General features: G+C 69.7%; 14 protein-coding genes. 5 read left to right on the forward strand and 9 right to left on the reverse strand.

Annotated features, from left to right (window positions below):
* The first annotated feature begins 186 nt into the window (after nucleotides 1-186).
* The 4 genes from ACZ4D5_RS21305 to ACZ4D5_RS21320 all read left to right on the forward strand — a co-directional run bounded on the left by ACZ4D5_RS21305 (nucleotide 187) and on the right by ACZ4D5_RS21320 (nucleotide 4,516).
* Nucleotides 187-1,170 (forward strand): tetratricopeptide repeat protein, encoded by a 984-nt coding sequence (locus ACZ4D5_RS21305; RefSeq protein ID WP_467773924.1) that lies wholly within the window; start codon nucleotides 187-189, stop codon nucleotides 1,168-1,170.
* A 671-nt stretch (nucleotides 1,171-1,841) separates the two neighbouring features.
* Nucleotides 1,842-2,459: a DUF6230 family protein gene (locus ACZ4D5_RS21310; protein ID WP_467773925.1), complete on the forward strand. Its 618-nt coding sequence runs from the start codon at nucleotides 1,842-1,844 to the stop codon at nucleotides 2,457-2,459.
* 160 nt (nucleotides 2,460-2,619) lie between these two features.
* Nucleotides 2,620-3,183 carry a DUF6114 domain-containing protein gene (locus tag ACZ4D5_RS21315; RefSeq protein ID WP_467773926.1) on the forward strand — a complete coding sequence of 188 codons (564 nt, stop codon included), beginning with the start codon at nucleotides 2,620-2,622 and terminating at the stop codon, nucleotides 3,181-3,183.
* Nucleotides 3,173-4,516, forward strand: coding sequence for a hypothetical protein (locus tag ACZ4D5_RS21320; RefSeq protein ID WP_467773927.1), 1,344 nt, complete (start codon nucleotides 3,173-3,175; stop codon nucleotides 4,514-4,516). Before ACZ4D5_RS21315 ends, ACZ4D5_RS21320 begins: the two co-directional genes overlap by 11 nt.
* 101 nt (nucleotides 4,517-4,617) lie before the next feature.
* Here ACZ4D5_RS21320 and pyk read toward each other — a convergent pair whose 3' ends face one another.
* The 3 genes from pyk to pta form a co-directional block, all read right to left on the reverse strand.
* The gene (gene pyk / locus ACZ4D5_RS21325; RefSeq protein WP_467773928.1) at nucleotides 4,618-6,048 is read right to left on the reverse strand and encodes a pyruvate kinase; all 1,431 of its coding nucleotides are present in this window, start codon (nucleotides 6,046-6,048) and stop codon (nucleotides 4,618-4,620) included.
* 74 nt (nucleotides 6,049-6,122) lie between these two features.
* Complete coding sequence (locus tag ACZ4D5_RS21330; protein ID WP_467773929.1) at nucleotides 6,123-7,340, reverse strand: acetate kinase; 1,218 nt, start codon at nucleotides 7,338-7,340, stop codon at nucleotides 6,123-6,125.
* A 26-nt stretch (nucleotides 7,341-7,366) separates the two neighbouring features.
* On the reverse strand, nucleotides 7,367-9,448 hold the full coding sequence (pta, locus tag ACZ4D5_RS21335) for a phosphate acetyltransferase (protein ID WP_467773930.1): 2,082 nt from the start codon (nucleotides 9,446-9,448) through the stop codon (nucleotides 7,367-7,369).
* Nucleotides 9,449-9,759: 311 nt separating this feature from the next.
* Here pta and ACZ4D5_RS21340 point away from each other — a divergent pair, with 311 nt between their 5' ends.
* On the forward strand, nucleotides 9,760-10,785 hold the full coding sequence (locus tag ACZ4D5_RS21340) for a 6-phosphofructokinase (protein ID WP_362328934.1): 1,026 nt from the start codon (nucleotides 9,760-9,762) through the stop codon (nucleotides 10,783-10,785).
* Between the two features lie 50 nt (nucleotides 10,786-10,835).
* Here ACZ4D5_RS21340 and ACZ4D5_RS21345 read toward each other — a convergent pair whose 3' ends face one another.
* The 6 genes from ACZ4D5_RS21345 to ACZ4D5_RS21370 all read right to left on the reverse strand — a co-directional run bounded on the left by ACZ4D5_RS21345 (nucleotide 10,836) and on the right by ACZ4D5_RS21370 (nucleotide 18,103).
* Nucleotides 10,836-11,552, reverse strand: coding sequence for a helix-turn-helix domain-containing protein (locus ACZ4D5_RS21345; protein WP_467773931.1), 717 nt, complete (start codon nucleotides 11,550-11,552; stop codon nucleotides 10,836-10,838).
* A 577-nt stretch (nucleotides 11,553-12,129) separates the two neighbouring features.
* On the reverse strand, nucleotides 12,130-14,370 hold the full coding sequence (locus ACZ4D5_RS21350; RefSeq protein ID WP_467773932.1) for a protein kinase domain-containing protein: 2,241 nt from the start codon (nucleotides 14,368-14,370) through the stop codon (nucleotides 12,130-12,132).
* 55 nt (nucleotides 14,371-14,425) lie between these two features.
* Nucleotides 14,426-15,409 carry a hypothetical protein gene (locus ACZ4D5_RS21355; RefSeq protein ID WP_467774046.1) on the reverse strand — a complete coding sequence of 328 codons (984 nt, stop codon included), beginning with the start codon at nucleotides 15,407-15,409 and terminating at the stop codon, nucleotides 14,426-14,428.
* A gap of 35 nt (nucleotides 15,410-15,444) precedes the next feature.
* Entirely contained in the window at nucleotides 15,445-16,101 is a 657-nt protein-coding gene (locus ACZ4D5_RS21360) for a hypothetical protein (protein ID WP_467773933.1), read from the reverse strand.
* Nucleotides 16,102-16,276: 175 nt separating this feature from the next.
* On the reverse strand, nucleotides 16,277-17,152 hold the full coding sequence (locus tag ACZ4D5_RS21365) for a carbohydrate ABC transporter permease (RefSeq protein WP_467773934.1): 876 nt from the start codon (nucleotides 17,150-17,152) through the stop codon (nucleotides 16,277-16,279).
* Nucleotides 17,153-18,103 carry a carbohydrate ABC transporter permease gene (locus ACZ4D5_RS21370; protein WP_467773935.1) on the reverse strand — a complete coding sequence of 317 codons (951 nt, stop codon included), beginning with the start codon at nucleotides 18,101-18,103 and terminating at the stop codon, nucleotides 17,153-17,155.
* Nucleotides 18,104-18,218: the final 115 nt, after the last annotated feature.

The raw sequence follows: 18,218 nt of genomic DNA on the forward strand, positions 1-18,218 counted from the left end.
CCTCCGGAGCCCGCGAGCGAGCGCTGCGAGCGACAGACCACACAGCACGACCACGGGCACGGGGTGGGGACCCCGAGCCGGACACCGGTCCTCCTCGGGACCTCGAACCGCGCCCTTCGCGGTCCCGCAATCCGGCGGGAGGGGAAGGGTGGGCGGTTCCCGCACGGCTTGGGGGAGGATGTACTCATGCAGCCACGGAACATGTCCATGAGCGGAGTCGTCGACCTCGCCGCGGTGAAGGCGGCCCAGGAGGCCAAGGCGAAGGCGGAGCAGGCGCGCGCCGAAGCGGCCCGGCAGGGCGGGGGAGCGGCGGCCGCCGCGATCTCCCCCTCGAGCCTCGTCATCGACGTAGACGAGGCCGGTTTCGAGCGCGAGGTCCTGCAGCGCTCCACCGAGGTCCCGGTCGTCATCGACTTCTGGGCCGAGTGGTGCGAGCCGTGCAAGCAGTTGAGTCCTCTCCTGGAGCGCCTCGCGCAGGAGTACAACGGCCGTTTCCTCCTTGCCAAGATCGATGTCGACGCGAACCAGATGCTGATGCAGCAGTTCGGGGTCCAGGGGATCCCGGCTGTCTTCGCGGTGGTGGCCGGGCAGGCCCTGCCCCTCTTCCAGGGCGCGGCTCCCGAGGCGCAGATCCGCCAGACCCTGGACCAGCTCATCCAGGTCGGCGAGGAGCGCTTCGGCCTGACCGGCCTGGTGGTCGACGCGGCGGCCGAGGGGCAGCAGCCCTCCGCGCCCGCCGAGATGCCCGCCGGTCCGCACGACGCGGCGCTCGAAGCGGCCGTCCGGGCGCTGGACGCGGGGGATCTGCCCGGCGCCGTGCAGGCCTACAAGAACGTACTCAGTGACGACCCGGCCAACACCGAGGCCAAGCTCGGCCTCGCCCAGGCCGAACTGCTCCAGAGGGTCCAGGGTCTCGACCCGCAGCAGGTCCGCAGGGACGCGGCCGAGAAGCCGGGGGACGTCGCCGCGCAGATCGCCGCCGCCGACCTGGATCTGGTGGGCGGTCACGTCGAGGACGCCTTCGGGCGGTTGATCGAAACGGTGCGGCGCACGGCGGGCGACGACCGCGACGCCGCGCGGGTGCGGCTGCTCGAACTCTTCGAGGTGGTGGGCGCGGACGAGCCGCGCGTCATGGCGGCGCGCACGGCGCTCGCCCGGGTGCTCTTCTGACGTCTGCGCCGACCCTCCGGCCGGTCCGTCCACCGGCCGCTCGGCTGACCAGTCCCTAAACGCCGGGGCATGTGATGCCGGAGTGAAAACTCTGTTCCCAGGACGCCACAGTGGCCGCGCTTTACCAAAACTTGGTAAACGCGGCCACTGTTACTTGGAGTAAGACACCGGCATCCTTCTGTGTGCTTACACACCCTCATGTCCCGTTCTGCTCCCACCTGTTGAGCCACCGTCTGTTGTCGGCCGATACCGCGCGGTCGCGGTTCGGTTATCCGGCCGTTACTAGCCAGTAACGAACCCCCTTGTGCGGGGGCCGAGAATGCACCACGATCGGCGACGCTCGGTCCAATAGCCCGCAGCCCCGACAGCCAATCGGGGAGCGGCGTTTCTGGGTCCCCACCGAGTAGGCCGGTGACGCCGTCGCCGGTCTAGGACAGGGGGGTCTCTGCCGGTCCCGGCAGGGCCTGTCCGCGAGGTTGTGCGTGATGCGTCAGGCGCGACCAGTGGTTGTCGCTCGGGGGTGATCGCCGGTGATTCGGGCGCATGTGCGCGCCTTTGATACGGGCGCTCTCCTTCCCGAGGACGTAGCACTTCTCCCATCCCTGCCCGGCTGAGCCGCCCGAACGGGAGCAGCCAGGGCCGGAGATGTACGTCCGAGAAGGAGGAAAGTCATGGAGTCCGTGGCTCGTGGCGGAACCAGATGGAAGCGGTTCGCCGTGGTCATGGTGCCGAGCGTCGCGGCGACTGCCGCGATAGGCGTCGCCCTGTCCCAGGGTGCGCTCGCGGCATCGTTCAGTGTGTCGGGTCAGCAGTTCAAGGTGACGGCCGACTCTATCGACGGTCAGGGGTTCATCCAGTACGGAGCCCTGGACAGCGGCAAGTCGGGGAACCACCCGGTAGCCGTCGTCGGCATGGATTCGGCGAAGATCACCAACCTCTGCCAGTCCGTGGTCGTGCCGGTCCCGGTCTTCGGCGACGTGTCGATGGTCCTGAAGGCCGGCGCCAAGGGCGGCCCGCGGGTAGAGGCCAAGAAGCTCTACATCGACGCCGACGACCTGAAGGCCAACGCGACCTTCAACAAGGTCGACATCGGTGTCTCGGTCGACCAGACCACCAAGGGCCCGGGTCCGGCGAAGGGCGACAAGTACGCCCCGGACTCGTTCGCGCAGCAGGCGGAGTCGGTGCGGTTCACCGACGTCAAGCAGCGTGCGTGGGCGACCACCGCCGGCACCTTCAAGCTCTCTGGCCTGGGCATGTCGGTCAAGAAGGGCAAGCACGAGTGCTACTAGGGGAGTTGACGCTTCCCTAGCGGGCCGCTCGCGGCCCGGTGCGCACTCGATGCGCTGAAACGGCCGGGCGCGGGGGCGCGACGGCACATGACGGAGCCGTCCCCGTGCCCGTATCCGCACGACACACAGAACCAACGCCATTCCCGAGGAGCTGTACGACATGAGCGCCGAAGCGCAAGTGGGACTGGGCGACAAGCTCGGCCGGATGCGCCTTCGTTTCCGAGGGTGGCGCGGTCAGCGCCCGTTCTGGGGTGGTCTGCTGACACTTCTCGGCGGCATCCCGATCATGTATTTCCCGTACGCGAACCTCACGCTCGGCACGATGACGATCCGGATGGCGACCACCGCCGGCGCCGGATCGCTGATCATCGGCGTGCTGTTGGTCGTGCTCGGCCTGACCATGTGGTTCCAGCCGCACTCCCGGGTCTTCGCGGGCGTCGCGGCGATTCTGCTCGCCCTGGTCTCGCTCGTCGTCTCCAACTTCGGCGGCTTCGTCATCGGCTTCCTGCTCGCCCTGATCGGCGGCGCCCTCGGCGTCTCCTGGGCGCCCGCACGGCCCGCCGGTGACCCCGCGAAGGGGCGTACGGCCAAGGAGTCCGGCGGTCCCGTGGGCGACGGGGCTCCCGAGCCCGCGGCAGCCGCGGGCGGGGTGAGCGGCGACCAGGACGATCTGTCAGGAACGAGCCCGACGAACGGGACGAACGGGAGGCACCGTGCCGGCTGACGAGGTGCACCACGAGAGCTCCGCGGGGGAGCCTCGTGCGAGAACCGGGCCGCGCCACGCGGCACCCAGGAAGCCGCTGCTCACCCGGCTGCAGGTGCCCGCGGGCAAGGCCATAGCCATCGCGGCCATGCCCACCGCCGTGCTCATGGGCATGGGGCTGACCCCGACCCTCGCGCAGGCGAAGCCGGGTGTCCCCGAGAACCCCTTCCAGGACGGACCGTGTGTCACGGCGCCCGACAAGGACGCCGAGGACGCCGAGAAGGACGCCGCCGAGGAGAAGGCGAAGGAGGACGCGGCCAAGAAGGACGCCGCGGACAAGGCCGCCGAGGACGAGGCGGACAACGACGAGGCCAAGAAGGACGAGGACAAGGAGCCGACTCCGTCGACCTCGCCCTCCGCGGGCGACGGGGCGGACTCCGGCGACAAGGACGAGCCCACGCCGAAGCCGTCCGACGGCGCGGACGAGAAGGAGTCCGAGCCGGACCCCGAGCCCACCGAGACCAGGAACCCCTGGGACCCGCTGGGTGTCGGCGACGCCATCAAGGACGCCTTCACGCCCGACGAGAAGGAGTCCGAGACCCCGGAGCCGAAGCCGGACGCCTCGCAGGAGACCACGTCCCCCGAGGACGCGGCCAAGGACACGACGGACGAGGTCACCGACCGCGCCGACGACGCGAAGGACACCGCCGGCAAGGTCGAGGACGGCCTGAAGGACGGCGCCGACGACGCGAAGGACGAGGCCGGCAAGGTCACGGATGACGCCGAGAAGGCGGCGCGGGACGCCACCGACAAGGCGAAGGACGAGGCGGGGGCCGAGGCCGAGGACCCGATGGCGCCGGACGAGAACGGCAAGAAGCCGTTCCCCTGCGTGGTCGAGAAGAAGGTCGACGGCAAGGGCGAGCAGACGCCCGTGCCGATCCCGAACCAGCCCTGGCACCTGGAAGCCAGCTCGCTCACCCTCAAGGGCGCCGACTACCAGGGCGTCGTGAACCTCACGATGCCCAACGGCAAGACCAAGCAGGCCCTGAAGTACGTCGTGCAGAAGACGGACATCGGTGACCTGCACCAGATCGTCGACGGCCCGGCCGGCAAGAAGTACCACGTCGAGGCCGCCAAGGGCTCCACGTCCACCATCCGGGACGGCGAGACGACGATGTACACCGAGCGGATCTCGGGCAAGCTGTTCGGGCTCATCCCGATCACCTTCGACCCCGAGCACCCGCCGCCGCTGAACATCCCGCTGATCTACTTCACGGACGTGAAGGTGCAGCAGGCGGGCCAGTTCGGCGGGAACCTCACCATTCCCGGCCTGCACCAGTCGATCACCGACTGAGCGGCCGGTCTCCGGCCGAGCGGCCGGTCACGGGCTGAACAAGCGCTGAGGGCGCCCCCTTCCGCAGGGGGCGCCCTCAGCGCTTGAACAGGAACCGGCGACTAGTCGCGCTCCCCGCCGCCCAGGTGGTGGACCCGGACCATGTTGGTGGTGCCGGGAACCCCGGGGGGCGAGCCCGCCGTGATGACGACCGTGTCGCCGTTGTTGAAGCGGTTCAGCTTGATCAGCTCGGCGTCGACGAGCTCGACCATCGCGTCGGTGTTGTCGACGTGCGGCACGACGTAGGTGTCCACGCCCCAGCTCAGGGTGAGCTGGTTGCGGGTGGCCTCGTCGGTGGTGAAGGCCAGGATCGGCTGGGCCGCGCGGTAGCGGGACAGACGGCGGGCGGTGTCACCGGACTGCGTGAAGGCGACAAGGGCCTCGCCGCCGAGGAAGTCCGCGATCTCGCACGCGGCACGGGCCACCGAACCACCCTGCGTACGCGGCTTCTTGCCGGGCACCAGCGGCTGCAGGCCCTTGGAAAGCAGCTCCTCCTCGGCCGCCTTGACGATCTTCGACATCGTCTTGACGGTCTCGATCGGGTACGCGCCCACGCTCGACTCGGCCGACAGCATGACCGCGTCCGCGCCGTCCAGGATCGCGTTGGCGACGTCGGACGCCTCGGCGCGCGTGGGGCGGGAGTTGGTGATCATCGACTCCATCATCTGGGTCGCGACGATCACCGGCTTGGCGTTGCGGCGGCACATCTCCACGAGGCGCTTCTGCACCATCGGGACCTTCTCGAGCGGGTACTCGACGGCCAGGTCGCCACGGGCCACCATGACCGCGTCGAACGCCGCGACGACGCCCTCCATGTTGGCGACGGCCTGCGGCTTCTCCACCTTGGCGATGACGGGGACCCGGCGGCCCTCCTCGTCCATCACCTTGTGGACGTCCTTGACGTCGCCTGCGTCGCGCACGAAGGACAGGGCGACCATGTCGCAGCCCATCTTCAGGGCGAAGCGCAGGTCCTCGACGTCCTTCTCCGAAAGGGCGGGCACGTTCACGGCCGCGCCGGGCAGGTTGATGCCCTTGTGGTCGGAGATGACGCCGCCCTCGACGACGATCGTCTTCACGCGCGGGCCGTCCACCTCGACGACGCGCAGCTCGACGTTGCCGTCGTTGATCAGGACCTGGTCGCCCTTGGAGACGTCGCCCGGCAGGCCCTTGTAGGTGGTGCCGCAGATCGACTTGTCGCCGGGCACGTCCTCGGTGGTGATGGTGAACTCGTCACCGCGCACCAGCTCGACGGGGCCCTCGGCGAAGGTCTCCAGACGGATCTTCGGGCCCTGCAGGTCGGCGAGGACACCCACGGCACGGCCGGTCTTCGCGGCGGCCGAGCGGACGCGGTCGTACCGCCCCTGGTGCTCGGCGTGCGTGCCGTGGCTGAAGTTGAAGCGGGCCACGTTCATGCCGGCCTCGATCAGCGAGACGAGCTGCTCTTCGGAGTCGACGGCGGGGCCCAGCGTGCAGACGATTTTGGAACGGCGCATGGGGGCGATCCTATCGGTTTGTTTCGCTTCGGAATATTCCGTCTGGTGGAATCTACAAATGGGCGGAAGTGCGCTCAGGCGTTGCGGCCGACGACCAGGGCGTAGGTCTGGTCGGCGATCTCCAGCTCCTCGTCGGTCGGCACCACGGCGACGGCGACCCGGGCGTACTCCGGCGAGATGAGCCGCGCCTCGTCGGAACGTACGGAATTGAGCGCGCCGTCGACCGCGAGGCCCAGCTCTTCCAGGCCGGCCACCGCCGCCTCGCGCACCGGCGCCGCGTTCTCGCCGACGCCCGCCGTGAACGCGACGGCGTCGACCCGGCCGAGCACCGCGTAGTAGGCGCCGATGTACTTCTTCAGGCGGTGGACGTAGATGTCGAACGCGAGCGCCGCCTCCTGGTCGCCCTCGTCGATACGACGCCGGATCTCCCGCATGTCGTTGTCGCCGCAGAGCCCGATCAGACCGCTCTTCTTGTTGAGCAGGACGTCGATCTCGTCGATGGACATCCCGCCGACCCGGGCCAGGTGGAAGATGACCGCGGGGTCCATGTCACCGGAGCGGGTACCCATCACGAGCCCCTCAAGCGGCGTCAGCCCCATCGACGTGTCGACGCACCTGCCGCCCCGCACGGCGCTCGCCGACGCGCCGTTGCCCAGGTGCAGCACGATGACGTTGACGTCCTCGGGCGCCTTGCCGAGCAGCTTCGCGGTCTCGCGCGAGACGTACGCGTGCGAGGTGCCGTGGAAGCCGTAGCGCCGCACGCGGTGCTCGTCGGCGGTCTTCACGTCCATCGCGTAGCGCGCCGCGGACTCCGGCATCGTCGTGTGGAACGCGGTGTCGAAGACGGCGACCTGCGGCAGGTCGGGGCGCAGGGCCTGGGCGGTGCGGATGCCGGTGATGTTGGCCGGGTTGTGCAGCGGGGCCACCGGCACCAGGCGCTGGATCTCCGCGAGCACCTCGTCGGTGATCACCGTCGGCGCGGTGAACTTCAGGCCGCCGTGCACCACCCGGTGACCGATCGCGGCCAGCTCGGGGGAGTCGAGGCCGAGCCCGTCGGCGGCCAGCTCCTGGGCGACGGCCTTCAGTGCCGCCTCGTGGTCGGCGATCGGCTCCTCGCGTTCCCGCGACTCGGCGCCACCGCCGGTCAGGGGGGTGTGCTTGAGCCGCGAGGTCTCCTCGCCGATCCGCTCGACCAGGCCGACGGCGAGACGGGAGCTGTCGCGCATGTCGAGCAGCTGGTACTTCACCGACGAGGAGCCGGAGTTGAGGACGAGTACGCGAGTGGCGGTCACTGAATCGAGGCGCTTTCTGTGGGGGGTTACGGAGTGGGCGTCTGGGCCTGGGCCTGGATCGCCGTGATGGCGACGGTGTTGACGATGTCCTGGACGAGCGCGCCCCGGGAGAGGTCGTTGACCGGCTTGCGCAGGCCCTGCAGGACCGGTCCCACGGCGATCGCGCCGGCCGAGCGCTGCACGGCCTTGTAGGTGTTGTTGCCGGTGTTCAGGTCCGGGAAGATCAGCACGCTGGCCTGGCCCGCGACGTCCGAGTCGGGCAGCTTGGTGGCCGCGACCGACGGCTCCACGGCGGCGTCGTACTGGATCGGTCCCTCGATCTTCAGGTCGTCGCGGCTCGCCCGCACCAGCTCGGTCGCCTCGCGCACCTTGTCGACGTCGGCGCCCGAACCGGACGTGCCCGTCGAGTACGAGAGCATCGCGATCCGCGGCTCGACCCCGAACTGCTGGGCGGTGGCGGCCGCCTGGACGGCGATGTCGGCGAGCTGCTCGGCGTTCGGGTCCGGGTTCACGGCGCAGTCGCCGTACACGAGGACCTTGTCGGCGAGGCACATGAAGAAGACCGAGGAGACGATCGAGGCGTCCGGCTTGGTCTTGATGATCTCGAAGGCGGGCCGGATGGTGGCGGCCGTGGAGTGCACGGAGCCCGAGACCATGCCGTCGGCGAGGCCCTCCTGGACCATCAGCGTGCCGAAGTAGTTGACGTCGGCCACCACGTCGTACGCGAGCTCGACGGTGACGCCCTTGTGGGCGCGCAGCTCGGCGTACTCGGCGGCGAACCGGTCCCGCAGCTCGGAGGTCTGCGGGTCGATGAGCTCGGAGTCGGCGAGGTCCACGCCGAGGTCCGCGGCCTTCTTGCGGATCTGCTCGACCGGGCCGAGGAGGGTCAGGTCGCAGACGCCGCGGCGCAGCAGGACGTCGGCGGCGCGCAGGACGCGCTCCTCGGTGCCCTCGGGCAGGACGACGCGGCGGCGGTCCGAGCGGGCCTTCTCCAGGAGCTTGTGCTCGAACATCATCGGCGTGACGCGGTCGCTGCTCGGCGCCGAGACCCGCGTGAGGAGGTCCGCCGTGTCCACGTACCGCTCGAAGAGGCCGAGGGCGGTCTCCGCCTTGCGGGGCGTCGCCGCGTTCAACTTCCCTTCCAGGGCGAAGAGTTCGCCCGCCGTCGGGAAGGAGCCGCCGGAGACCGCGACCACCGGGGTGCCGGGCGCGAGGCGGTCGGCGAGGGTGAGGATCTCCTGGCCGGGCTGCTCGTTCAGGGTCAGCAGGACGCCCGCTATCGGCGGCGTACCGGCGCTGTGCGCGGCGAGCGAGCCCACCACGAGGTCGGCGCGGTCGCCGGGGGTGACCACCAGGCAGCCCGGGGTCAGGGCGTTCAGGAAGTTCGGCAGCATGGCGCCGCCGAAGACGAAGTCCAGGGCGTCGCGGGCGAGCCCCGAGTCGTCGCCGAGCAGGACGCGGCCGCCGAGCGCGTGGGTGATCTGCGCGACCGTCGGCGCGGAGAGCGCGGGCTCGTCCGGCAGGACGTAGCAGGGCACGGGCAGGCGGGCTTCGAGCCGCTCGTGGATCTCGTCGCGGTCGGCGGGGGCCACGCGGTTGGTGACCATCGCGAGGACGTCGCAGCCGAGCGAGTCGTAGGCGCGGTAGGCGTTCCGCGTCTCGGCGCGCACCGACTCGGCGGGCTGGTTCTTGCCGCCGACCACGGGGAGCACGGAGGCGCCGAACTCGTTCGCGAGCCGGGCGTTGAGCGCGAGCTCGTCGGGGAGCTGGGTGGCGGCGAAGTCCGTGCCGAGCACGAGGACGACCTCGTAGTCACGGGCCACCTGGTGGAAGCGGTCCACGAGCCGCGAGACCAGCTCGTCGGTGCCCTGCTCGGCCTGGAGCGCGGACGCCTCGTGGTAGTCCATGCCGTACACCGACGCGGCGTCCTGCGACAGCCGGTAGCGGGCGCGCAGCAGGTCGAAGAGGCGGTCGGGGCCGTCGTGGACGAGCGGCCGGAAGACGCCGACCCGGTCGACCCGGCGGGTCAGGAGCTCCATCACTCCCAGCTCGATGACCTGGCGTCCGTCGCCCCGGTCGATCCCGGTCACGTACACGCTGCGCGTCACGCGTGGTCTCCCCTTCTCGCTGTCCTGCTTCGCAGTCCTGTGGTGTGGATGCCTGGCTCTGTGGGTGCCCGGCGCGGGGCGCCGGGTGAGCTGGACAAAGTACCCGATATCGTGGCTGTGCCCTCTTGACAATACCTCTGCGGCTGGCTAGGTCGCCCGCCGGACGAAAGGCCTGGCAGGGCGGGTACCAAGGCCCCTGCCCGGTCCTCGCACGCACATCCGTCGCACATCCGTGAGCGGCGACCCCCTTGCGACCGTGGAACAATCGGACCGGCTCACAAGTACCAGCAGCGAGCAGGAGACACAGCGCGATGCGTATCGGAATTCTCACCGCGGGCGGCGACTGCCCCGGCCTCAACGCAGTGATCCGGTCGGTCGTGCACCGCGCCGTGACGCACTACGGCGACGAGGTCATCGGCTTCGAGGACGGCTACGCGGGCCTGCTCGACGGGCGCTACCGCCCCCTCGACCTCAACGCCGTCAGCGGCATCCTGGCCCGCGGCGGCACGATCCTCGGCTCCTCGCGTCTCGAGCGCGCCCGCTTCCGCGCGGCCTGCGACAACGCCAAGGAGCTCATCGAGAAGAGCGGCTTCGACGCGCTCATCCCGATCGGCGGCGAGGGCACCCTGACGGCGGCACGGATGCTGTCCGACGCGGGTGTGCCGGTCGTCGGCGTCCCCAAGACCATCGACAACGACATCTCCTCCACGGACCGCACCTTCGGCTTCGACACCGCGGTGGGCGTGGCCACGGAGGCCATGGACCGCCTCAAGACCACCGCCGAATCGCATCAGCGCGTGATGGTGGTGGAGGTCATGGGCCGCCACGCCGGCTGGATCGCCCTGGAGTCCGGCATGGCCGGCGGCGCCCACGGCATCTGCCTGCCCGAGCGGCCCTTCGACCCCGCCGACCTGGTCGCGATGGTCGAGGAGCGGTTCGCGCGCGGCAAGAAGTTCGCGGTGATCTGCGTCGCCGAGGGCGCGCACCCGCAGGACGGCACGATGGACTACGGCAAGGGCGCGATCGACCAGTTCGGCCACGAGCGCTTCCAGGGCATCGGCACGGCCCTCGCGTACGAGCTGGAGTCCCGCCTCGGCAAGGAGGCCAAGCCGGTCATCCTCGGCCACGTCCAGCGCGGCGGCACCCCCACCGCGTACGACCGCGTCCTCGCGACCCGCTTCGGCTGGCACGCGGTGGAGGCGGTGCACCGCGAGGAGTACGGCAAGATGACGGCGCTGCGCGGCACGGACGTCACGATGGTGCCGCTGGCGGACGCGGTGACGGAGCTGAAGACGGTGCCGAAGGACCGGATGGACGAGGCGGAGTCGGTCTTCTAGGGGACTTCGGCCGCTGCGGCGGTGGCCTTGGTCACGGCAGGGTCGGGCCCTCAGGCCCGACTTTCCCGGACCAAGGTCCAGAAGTGCTCGACGACGCGGTCGAGGAAGTCCCGCCCCGCCTCGCCGGAGGCGTCCGAGCTCGCCCCGCCGCCCCAGCTCAGCGTGCGGGCCATCCGTGACTGGTAGTCCTCGTGCATCCGGCGCAGCGCGCGCTCGACGTGCCGCCGGTCCAGGGGGAGCAGCTTGGCGACGGGGCGCACGTACCCCTGCCAGCGGGTCGTCACGGCGTTGCGCAGCAGCTCGGCGAGCGCGTCGGACCGTCCGGTCACGGTGACGAAGTCGGGCACGGAGAGCGCGAGCACCCGGGCGAGGGCGGCGGACTGCCGTTCGTTGCCGCGCCAGGAGTTGGTCTCCTCCATCCGCAGATACGCCTGGATCTCCACGCCGGCCCCGCGCGCCACGTCCTCGGGCGCGAGCCCGCGGGCGAGCCGGTGCTCGCGCAACGTCCGCGCGGCGCCCATGAGTTCACCCGGCGAGCACCACAAGGTGGCGGCGAGCGCGGTGAGTTCGGCGGAGCTGGGGGAGGCGAGCCCCCGCTCCCAGGCGGTGATGATGTCGGCGGTGATGTACGTGAGCCCGTAACTGGCCTGCATCCCATAGGCGACGTGCCCGGGCGCCATCCCCAACGCCTCGCGCAGTCGCCGGGCGGCGGGAAAGTCGAAGGGGGGCGTCGGCTGGTGCGGCGGTTGGCTGGGTTGCACGGGCACACCGTAGGCGCCTGGGGGTGTGGCGACTACGGTGCGTTTCTACGAGGTTGCGGATTGGTGGGAAAGTACGGAGGCTCATGGAGCGGTGGAAGCCCGGCGCCCGGCCTCGATGAGCCCGTAGTCCCGCCGCATCCGAGACTTTCGCACATCGCCCAGGAAGCCGCTGCCGAGCCTGCTCTCCCACTGCAGGCCGGACTCGGGGTCGTAGTACTGACCTGGGCATCGGAGGGGTGCAGGTCGATGAGTCGATGTTCCAGGCAGTGGCGCCCCATACGGTGCTGCGTGTGCACCAGGCTATTTCGCCCTGCTCGTCGACGAGTCCGCTGCCGACGTAGGTCCGGGGGCCGACGGCTTCATGGCCGGGATGGGTCGCGGGCCACGCGGCGGTTCGCTGATTCCCGACCGTGCTGTCGGGGGAAACGGCCGAGATGAGCCGACCGGCCGGGCCATGAGCAAAGCTTGTGCATCGCCCGTTGGCATTCTTGGGTGTGGTCCGGCCGAGAGCGTCGTACTCGAAGCCTGTGATCTGCCCGAGCGCATCGACCCGTGACGTCAGGGCTTCGAGTCGGAGCGGTGGCTACTGTCGGGTCGGTTCGAACTTCTTGTCCAGCTTGCCTACTTCCTTCCACGTGCCTTTGCCGCGGCGGTCGAACCACACCGGCCGGCCGCGGGCGGAGCGGCGTTTCTCGAACGAGACCTCGTGCAGGGCGCCGTTGACCGAGACGTTCTGGATCTCGCGGTCCAGGGTGTGGCGGAGCGAGGTGGGGGTGGTGTTCGTGGGGAGTTTCTTGAGGGCCGTCGCCAGGGCCAGTGCGCCGTCGTACAGCTCCTGGTTGCCTCTGGCCGGGAGGTTGTCGTCCGGCTCGCCGTTGTAGTTGCGGGTGCGGATGACTCCGTCGGGGATGTTCTTGTCCCCGTCCTCCTCGTTGGACCGGTCCTTGGAGTCGGCGCAGGTGCCTTCCGCGTCGCCCTGGGTGAGCACCGGGCCCCTGAAGCCGTCGGCCTTGAGTTTCTTGGCCCATACCTCCGTCGGTGTGCCGGCGGGGATCACCACCGCGTCCGCCCGCGCCGACGCCACCAGCGAGGGGATGCTCGACGCCTTCACCTCGTCGGATGCCACGTCCAGGGCCTCCGTGGTGACACCGGCCCTGCGCAGCGCCGTGCCGATGCCGTCCTCGCGGTTCACCCAGAGCTTGTCCTCGGCTACCAGCACGCGGCGCGCCGTGGTCTGCGAGAGGAGGTAGCGGGCCATCGCCTCGCCCTGGCGCGCGTCGTCGGCCGGGATCGCGAACGCGCCGCCCGGGTGCGCGTATTCGGTGCACGTACTGATCTCGGGGAGGAACGCCTCGTCTGTGTCGTGCACCCAGGAGAAGTCCACGGTGTCGCCGATGACCGCCAGCATGTCCGGGCGCTTGGCGAGGAGTTCGCGGGAGCTGGTGTCCGGGTTCGAGGTCACGGGGACGAGACGGAAGCGGCTGCGGCTCTTCGCGTCGAGCGTCTCCTTGAAGGCCGACTCGACGGTGTGGAGTTGCTGTGTCGTGAACTGTTCGTACTCCGACTTCTCGTACTCGTCGGTGGAACCGTCGGCTCCGACGTGACGGTAGCTGTGGGCCACGCCTATCTCGTAGACCTTCTTCTCGTTCGCGGTCTCGGCCTCGGGCTCGGTGTCGGTGGAAGAGGGTGAGTCTGCCGTGGTGTCCGTGTCCGGTGCGGCGAGGGCGCGTATGCCCAGGCCCGCCGGGATGCCGAGGGCGAGGATCAGGGCGGCGGGGAGCAGGATGCGGTTGCGGGAGCGGCGGGGGGTCGTGGTCACCGCCGTGGTGGTGTCTTTGCTGATGGAGGAGGTGAAGGAGGTGGAGGAGGCGGAGGAGGCGGAGTGGGTGGGTACCGCGTCTTGGGCGTTCTCCGGTGGACTCACCGGTGCCCGCGACGATTCCGTCTCCGGCGGCAGGGACCCCGCCGCCAGGATGCGGTCCAGCGCCGTCGCCGCGTCCGCCGGGCGGTCCGCGGGGGCCTTCGCCAAGAGGTCGAGGACGAGGCGTTCCAGCGGTGCCTGCACCTCGGCGCGTGCCCGGCTCGGGGGCAGGGGGGCGTCGTTGACGTGGTGGTACATGACGCCCGCCGCCGTGCCGGTGAACGGCGGTCTGCCGACGAGGAGTTCGTACAGGACGCAGCCGAGCGCGTACAGGTCGGTGCGGCCGTCGCCCGGCTCCTGGCGGAACCGTTCCGGCGCCAGGTACGGCACGCTGCCGAACGGCATCTGCCCGGTCTGGGTGAGGCGCGCGTCGCCCGCGGTGCGCTCCAGGAATGTCGCGATGCCGAAGTCGACGACCTTCGCGGACCCGTCCTCCGTGATCATCACGTTGCCCGGCTTGATGTCGCGGTGCACGACCCCCGCCGCGTGCGCCACGTCCAGGGCGCGGCAGATGTCCGCCGCCCAGCGCAGCGCGTCCGCCACCGGCACGCGGACGCGCTCGCGCAGCACCTGGTCGAGCGAGCGGCCCTGCACCAGGGCCATCACCAGGTAGGCGGTGCCGTCGTCTTCGCCGTGGTCGTGGACGGCGACGATGTACGGGCTGTCCAGCGCGGCCGCGGCGCGGGCCTCCTGGCGGAAGCGGGCGAGGAGTTGGGCTTGCTCGGCCTCGTCCGCCGACGCCGACGCCGACCCCGACATCGGCACCGACGTCGGCGGCACGAACAGCTTGACCGCGACCTCACGGTCCAGGCTGGTGTCGCGGGCCCGCCAGACCTGGCCCATTCCGCCTGCGCCGATCGGTACGAGCAGCTTGTACCGGCCGTTCAGCAACCGCCCCTGCACGGTGTTCCCCCTTCGACGCCGATGATCCTAACCACGGCGTCGTACTCCCTTGCGGCTAGCGGTTGATGGCCTGGATCTCCTCGACCACCACGTCCTGTTCCGCGCCGAACTCGCCGTCGGGCAGCCCTTGTTCCCCGTCCACGCCCGTGCCGGTCCAGTGGATCTTCCAGGTGACCGTCGCCTTCAGCGGGTACGAGCCGTCGCCCGAGGAGCGGAGGTACTTCACGCCACAGGGCGGGGTCTCCTTGGACTTGCCCTTCGCGTACGGTTCGCCGATCCTGCCGTCGACGATCTCGCAGACGCCGGAAGCAGGGTACGTCTCCGCGTCCGCCGTGCCCGGGTCGATCTTGAGGGAGACCGGTACGGCCGTTGCCGTTGCCTCGATGTTCAGGACCGGTACCGAGGCCGTCACTGAGACCGGCTTGAACTCCGCCTTGTCCAGCCAGGCCCAGGTCGGCAGGTTCACCTTCGTCGTCTCGGCGGGGGCGAGGGTCACCTCGGTGTCGGGGACGCGGATCTCGGCGTAGGCCAGGTGCGCGAGGATCTCGGGGGTGACGGCCTCAGGGGTGTCCGCCGGGGGCGGCTCGCCCTTGTCGACCCAGAAGTAAGGCTTGTCGCAGTCGAAGGCCCCGGGGGCGCTCTCCCTTCCTTCCGGGATGTAGCTGTCCCACCAGTAGCCCTCGCCGGTCTTCTCCTTGTTGAAGTCCTTGTAAGGCTTCCCGTTCACATAGCGGTTGCGCTGGGACAGGTCCCATTCGTGCCCGGTGGAGTCCACGGCCCAGATGGGTTCGAGCTTCTTCTGCAGCTGACCCGGGGTGTAGGCAGGGACGTAGTAGCACGCCGGCGGCGTCCAGTTGGTGGCTGGAGTCACCGGGCCCGCACTGCCGCCCTTGCCGTTCTTCGAACGGTCGTAGACGATCCCGCCCGCGGTGGTCGACAGCTTCTGCTCGTCGGCGTCGGCGTCCACCTGTGTCTCGGAGCCACCGTCCCCCGGGTCTATGTCGGCCCAGGCCGGCGAACCGCCGGTGGCGAGCGTGATGCCCGCGACGACGGCTGCGAAGGCCTGAGCTCTTCTTACGGCTGGCACTGAGCCGCCCCCCTTGCGGAGTAGATCTGCGAGGTCTGCCACGTTCCGTCGGCGTTCTTGATCAGCTGTGTGTTGTAGGCGACGTAGCTGTTCTTCGTCACCGGTGTCTTGTTGATCTTCTGGGTCGACTTCTTCTTGGTGAAGCCCTTGCCTTCATCGGCGCAGAACGAGAGCGTGGCCGTCTTCTTGTCCTTGAGCGTCACCTGGCGGTCGTAGTAGCGCACTTCCCCCGTGAGGCTGAGGCCGGCGTCCTTGAACTTCGCGACCCATGTCACCGACGCACCCAGCGCCTTGCCGGTGTTGTAGTAGCCGACTGCCTTGCTCTTGGGGTCGGTCCCCGTGATCGCCGCGTTCACCGCGCGCATGCGCTGTTCGTTGTCCGCGAGTACGGACTTCTTCACCGGGTCGCTGGTGTCGGGCGACTCGAAAGTCATGGTCAGGTCCGACGGCAGCTCGATCTTCGGGCGGTCGGCGGCCGCATCCGTCGGCTTGCTCGGCTCCGTCGACTTCTGCGGGTCGCCCTGTTCCGCCCCGGCGATCTTGTCGCTGTCCTTGGACTTGTCGTCGTCGCTGCCGCAGGACGTCAGCAGCAGTGCCGCGGACGTGGCGAGCGCGGCCGTTGTGAGGCGGAGAGGGCGGTTCACAGTCGGCTCCTGGCAGGTGGCGAGGTGGGAGTGGCGCGAGCTCAGCACGCTAATGCGAGCCCGCGCCTGATACCAGGGAGATGTGTGGTGATGAATGGGGCGCGGCGGACGTATCTCCGCGAAGTCATGTCACAGTTCTGTGTCCGCCAAAGGGTCCGGTCCCGCCGGGCGTCGTTCAGCCCTTCACCGCGCCGCCCAGCGCGAAGCCGCCGCCCAGGCGGCGTGAGATGAGGACGTACAGCAGGATCACCGGCGTCGAGTAGATGATCGAGAACGCCGCCAGCTGGCCGTAGATCACGGTTCCCTTGTTGCCGAAGAAGTCGTTGATGCTGACCGACGCCGGCATCTGTTCCGGCGTGAGCAGCAGCATGAAGGGGACGAAGAAGTTGCCCCACATCATGACGAAGCAGAAGACCGTCACCACCGCCACGCCCGGGCCCATCAGGGGCAGGACGATCCGGAGCAGGGACTGGAAGGGGGACGCTCCGTCCGTCCACGCCGCCTCCTCCAGTTCCTTCGGCACGCCGTCCATGAAGTTCTTCATCAGCCAGATGGCGAAGGGCAGTTGGGACGCGGCGAAGAAGAAGATCGTGCCCTGCATCGTGTCGATCAGGTCGACCTGTACGAACAGCGCGTACACCGGGACCATGATCGCCGTGATCGGCAGGCTCGTGGCGAAGAGGATCGTCAGCATGAAGGGGCGGTTGAGGCGGGAGCGGTAGCGGGACAGGGGGTATGCGGCCAGGGCCGCGCAGACCACCGTGAGTAGCGTGCCGCCGCCGCAGAGGAGCAGGCTGTTCAGAAGCGGCGTGAAGGTGATCTCCGGGGTGAGCACCTGGTCGTAGTTGTCGAGGGTGAGGCCGTCGGGGAGCCGCACCCTGAGGTCCGCCTTCGGGTCGAAGGACGACAGGACCACCCAGGCCAGCGGGAGGACGAACGCCGCGGCCACGACCAGCAGGCCCGCGTCGGCCGCCAGACGGCGTGCGGCGCGGCGGGAACGGAGGGTCCTGCGGGGCGAATAGAGCGTGCGTGGAGGCTTGTTGACGGCCACTCAGACCTCCGTGCGCAGCAGGCGCATGTAGACGAGGGAGAAGAGTGAGCCGACCAGGAGGAGCAGCAGGGCCACGGCCGTGCCGTAGCCGATCATGCTCTTCTGGAAGGCCTGCTCGTACATGAAGAGGGGGAGGGTCTGGCTCCTGTTTCCCGGGCCGCCGCGCGTCATCACCCAGATCAGGCCGAAGACGGAGAGCGTCTGAAGGGTGTTGAGCATGAGGTTCGTGCCGATCGAGCGGCGGATCATCGGCAGCGTGATGTGCCACATGCGGCGCCAGCCGCTCGCGCCGTCGACCTGGGCGGCCTCGGTGATCTCCTTGGGGATCTCGTTGAGCGCGGCCGAGTAGACCAGCATCGAGAACGCCGTCCCGCGCCATACGTTCGCGAACGACACCGCGAGGATCGGCAGGGTGAACATCCAGTTCTGGGACGGGAGATGGAGGAAGTCCAGGACGGCGTTGAGGGTGCCCTCGCGGCGGAAGAACGCGTACAGGAGGAAGCCGGCGACGACCTCGGGCAGGACCCAGGCCGTGACGACGATCGCGCCCGTGAGGGTCCGGACGGGCTTCGAGGCGCGCTGCATGAGTGAGGCGAGGGCGAGGCCCAGGGTGTTCTGGCCGACGAGGGAGGACAGGACGGTGAAGACGAGGGTCAGCCAGACCGCGTTGAGGAAGTCCTCGTCGCCGAAGGCCGTACGGAAGTTCTCCAGGCCCACGAAGCTCGACTCGGCCTGGCCGGTGAGCTGGAGGTCGGTGAAGGCGATGTACGCGCAGTAGCCGATCGGGCCCGCGAGGAAGAGCGCGAGGAGGACGACCGCGGGGGAGACGGGCAGGGCGCGGAGCAGGCCTCGGCGGACCCGGTGCCGGGTCCGCGGGCCCGGCGGTCCGCCTGCCGGGCCCGGGGGCGTCTTGACGACGCCGCCGGGGCCCGCGGGGGATGCGGTGGTCACGTGCGGGTGCTCGCTCTCTGGTTGCGTGAGGAGGGGCCTGTCTGCGGGTTGGTGGGGCTTGTCGCGCAGTTCCTCGCGCCCCTTGGGGCGGTGGCGGTGGGGTGGTCGCTGCGGG

The sequence above is a fragment of the Streptomyces sp. NPDC025651 genome (assembly GCF_055558735.1).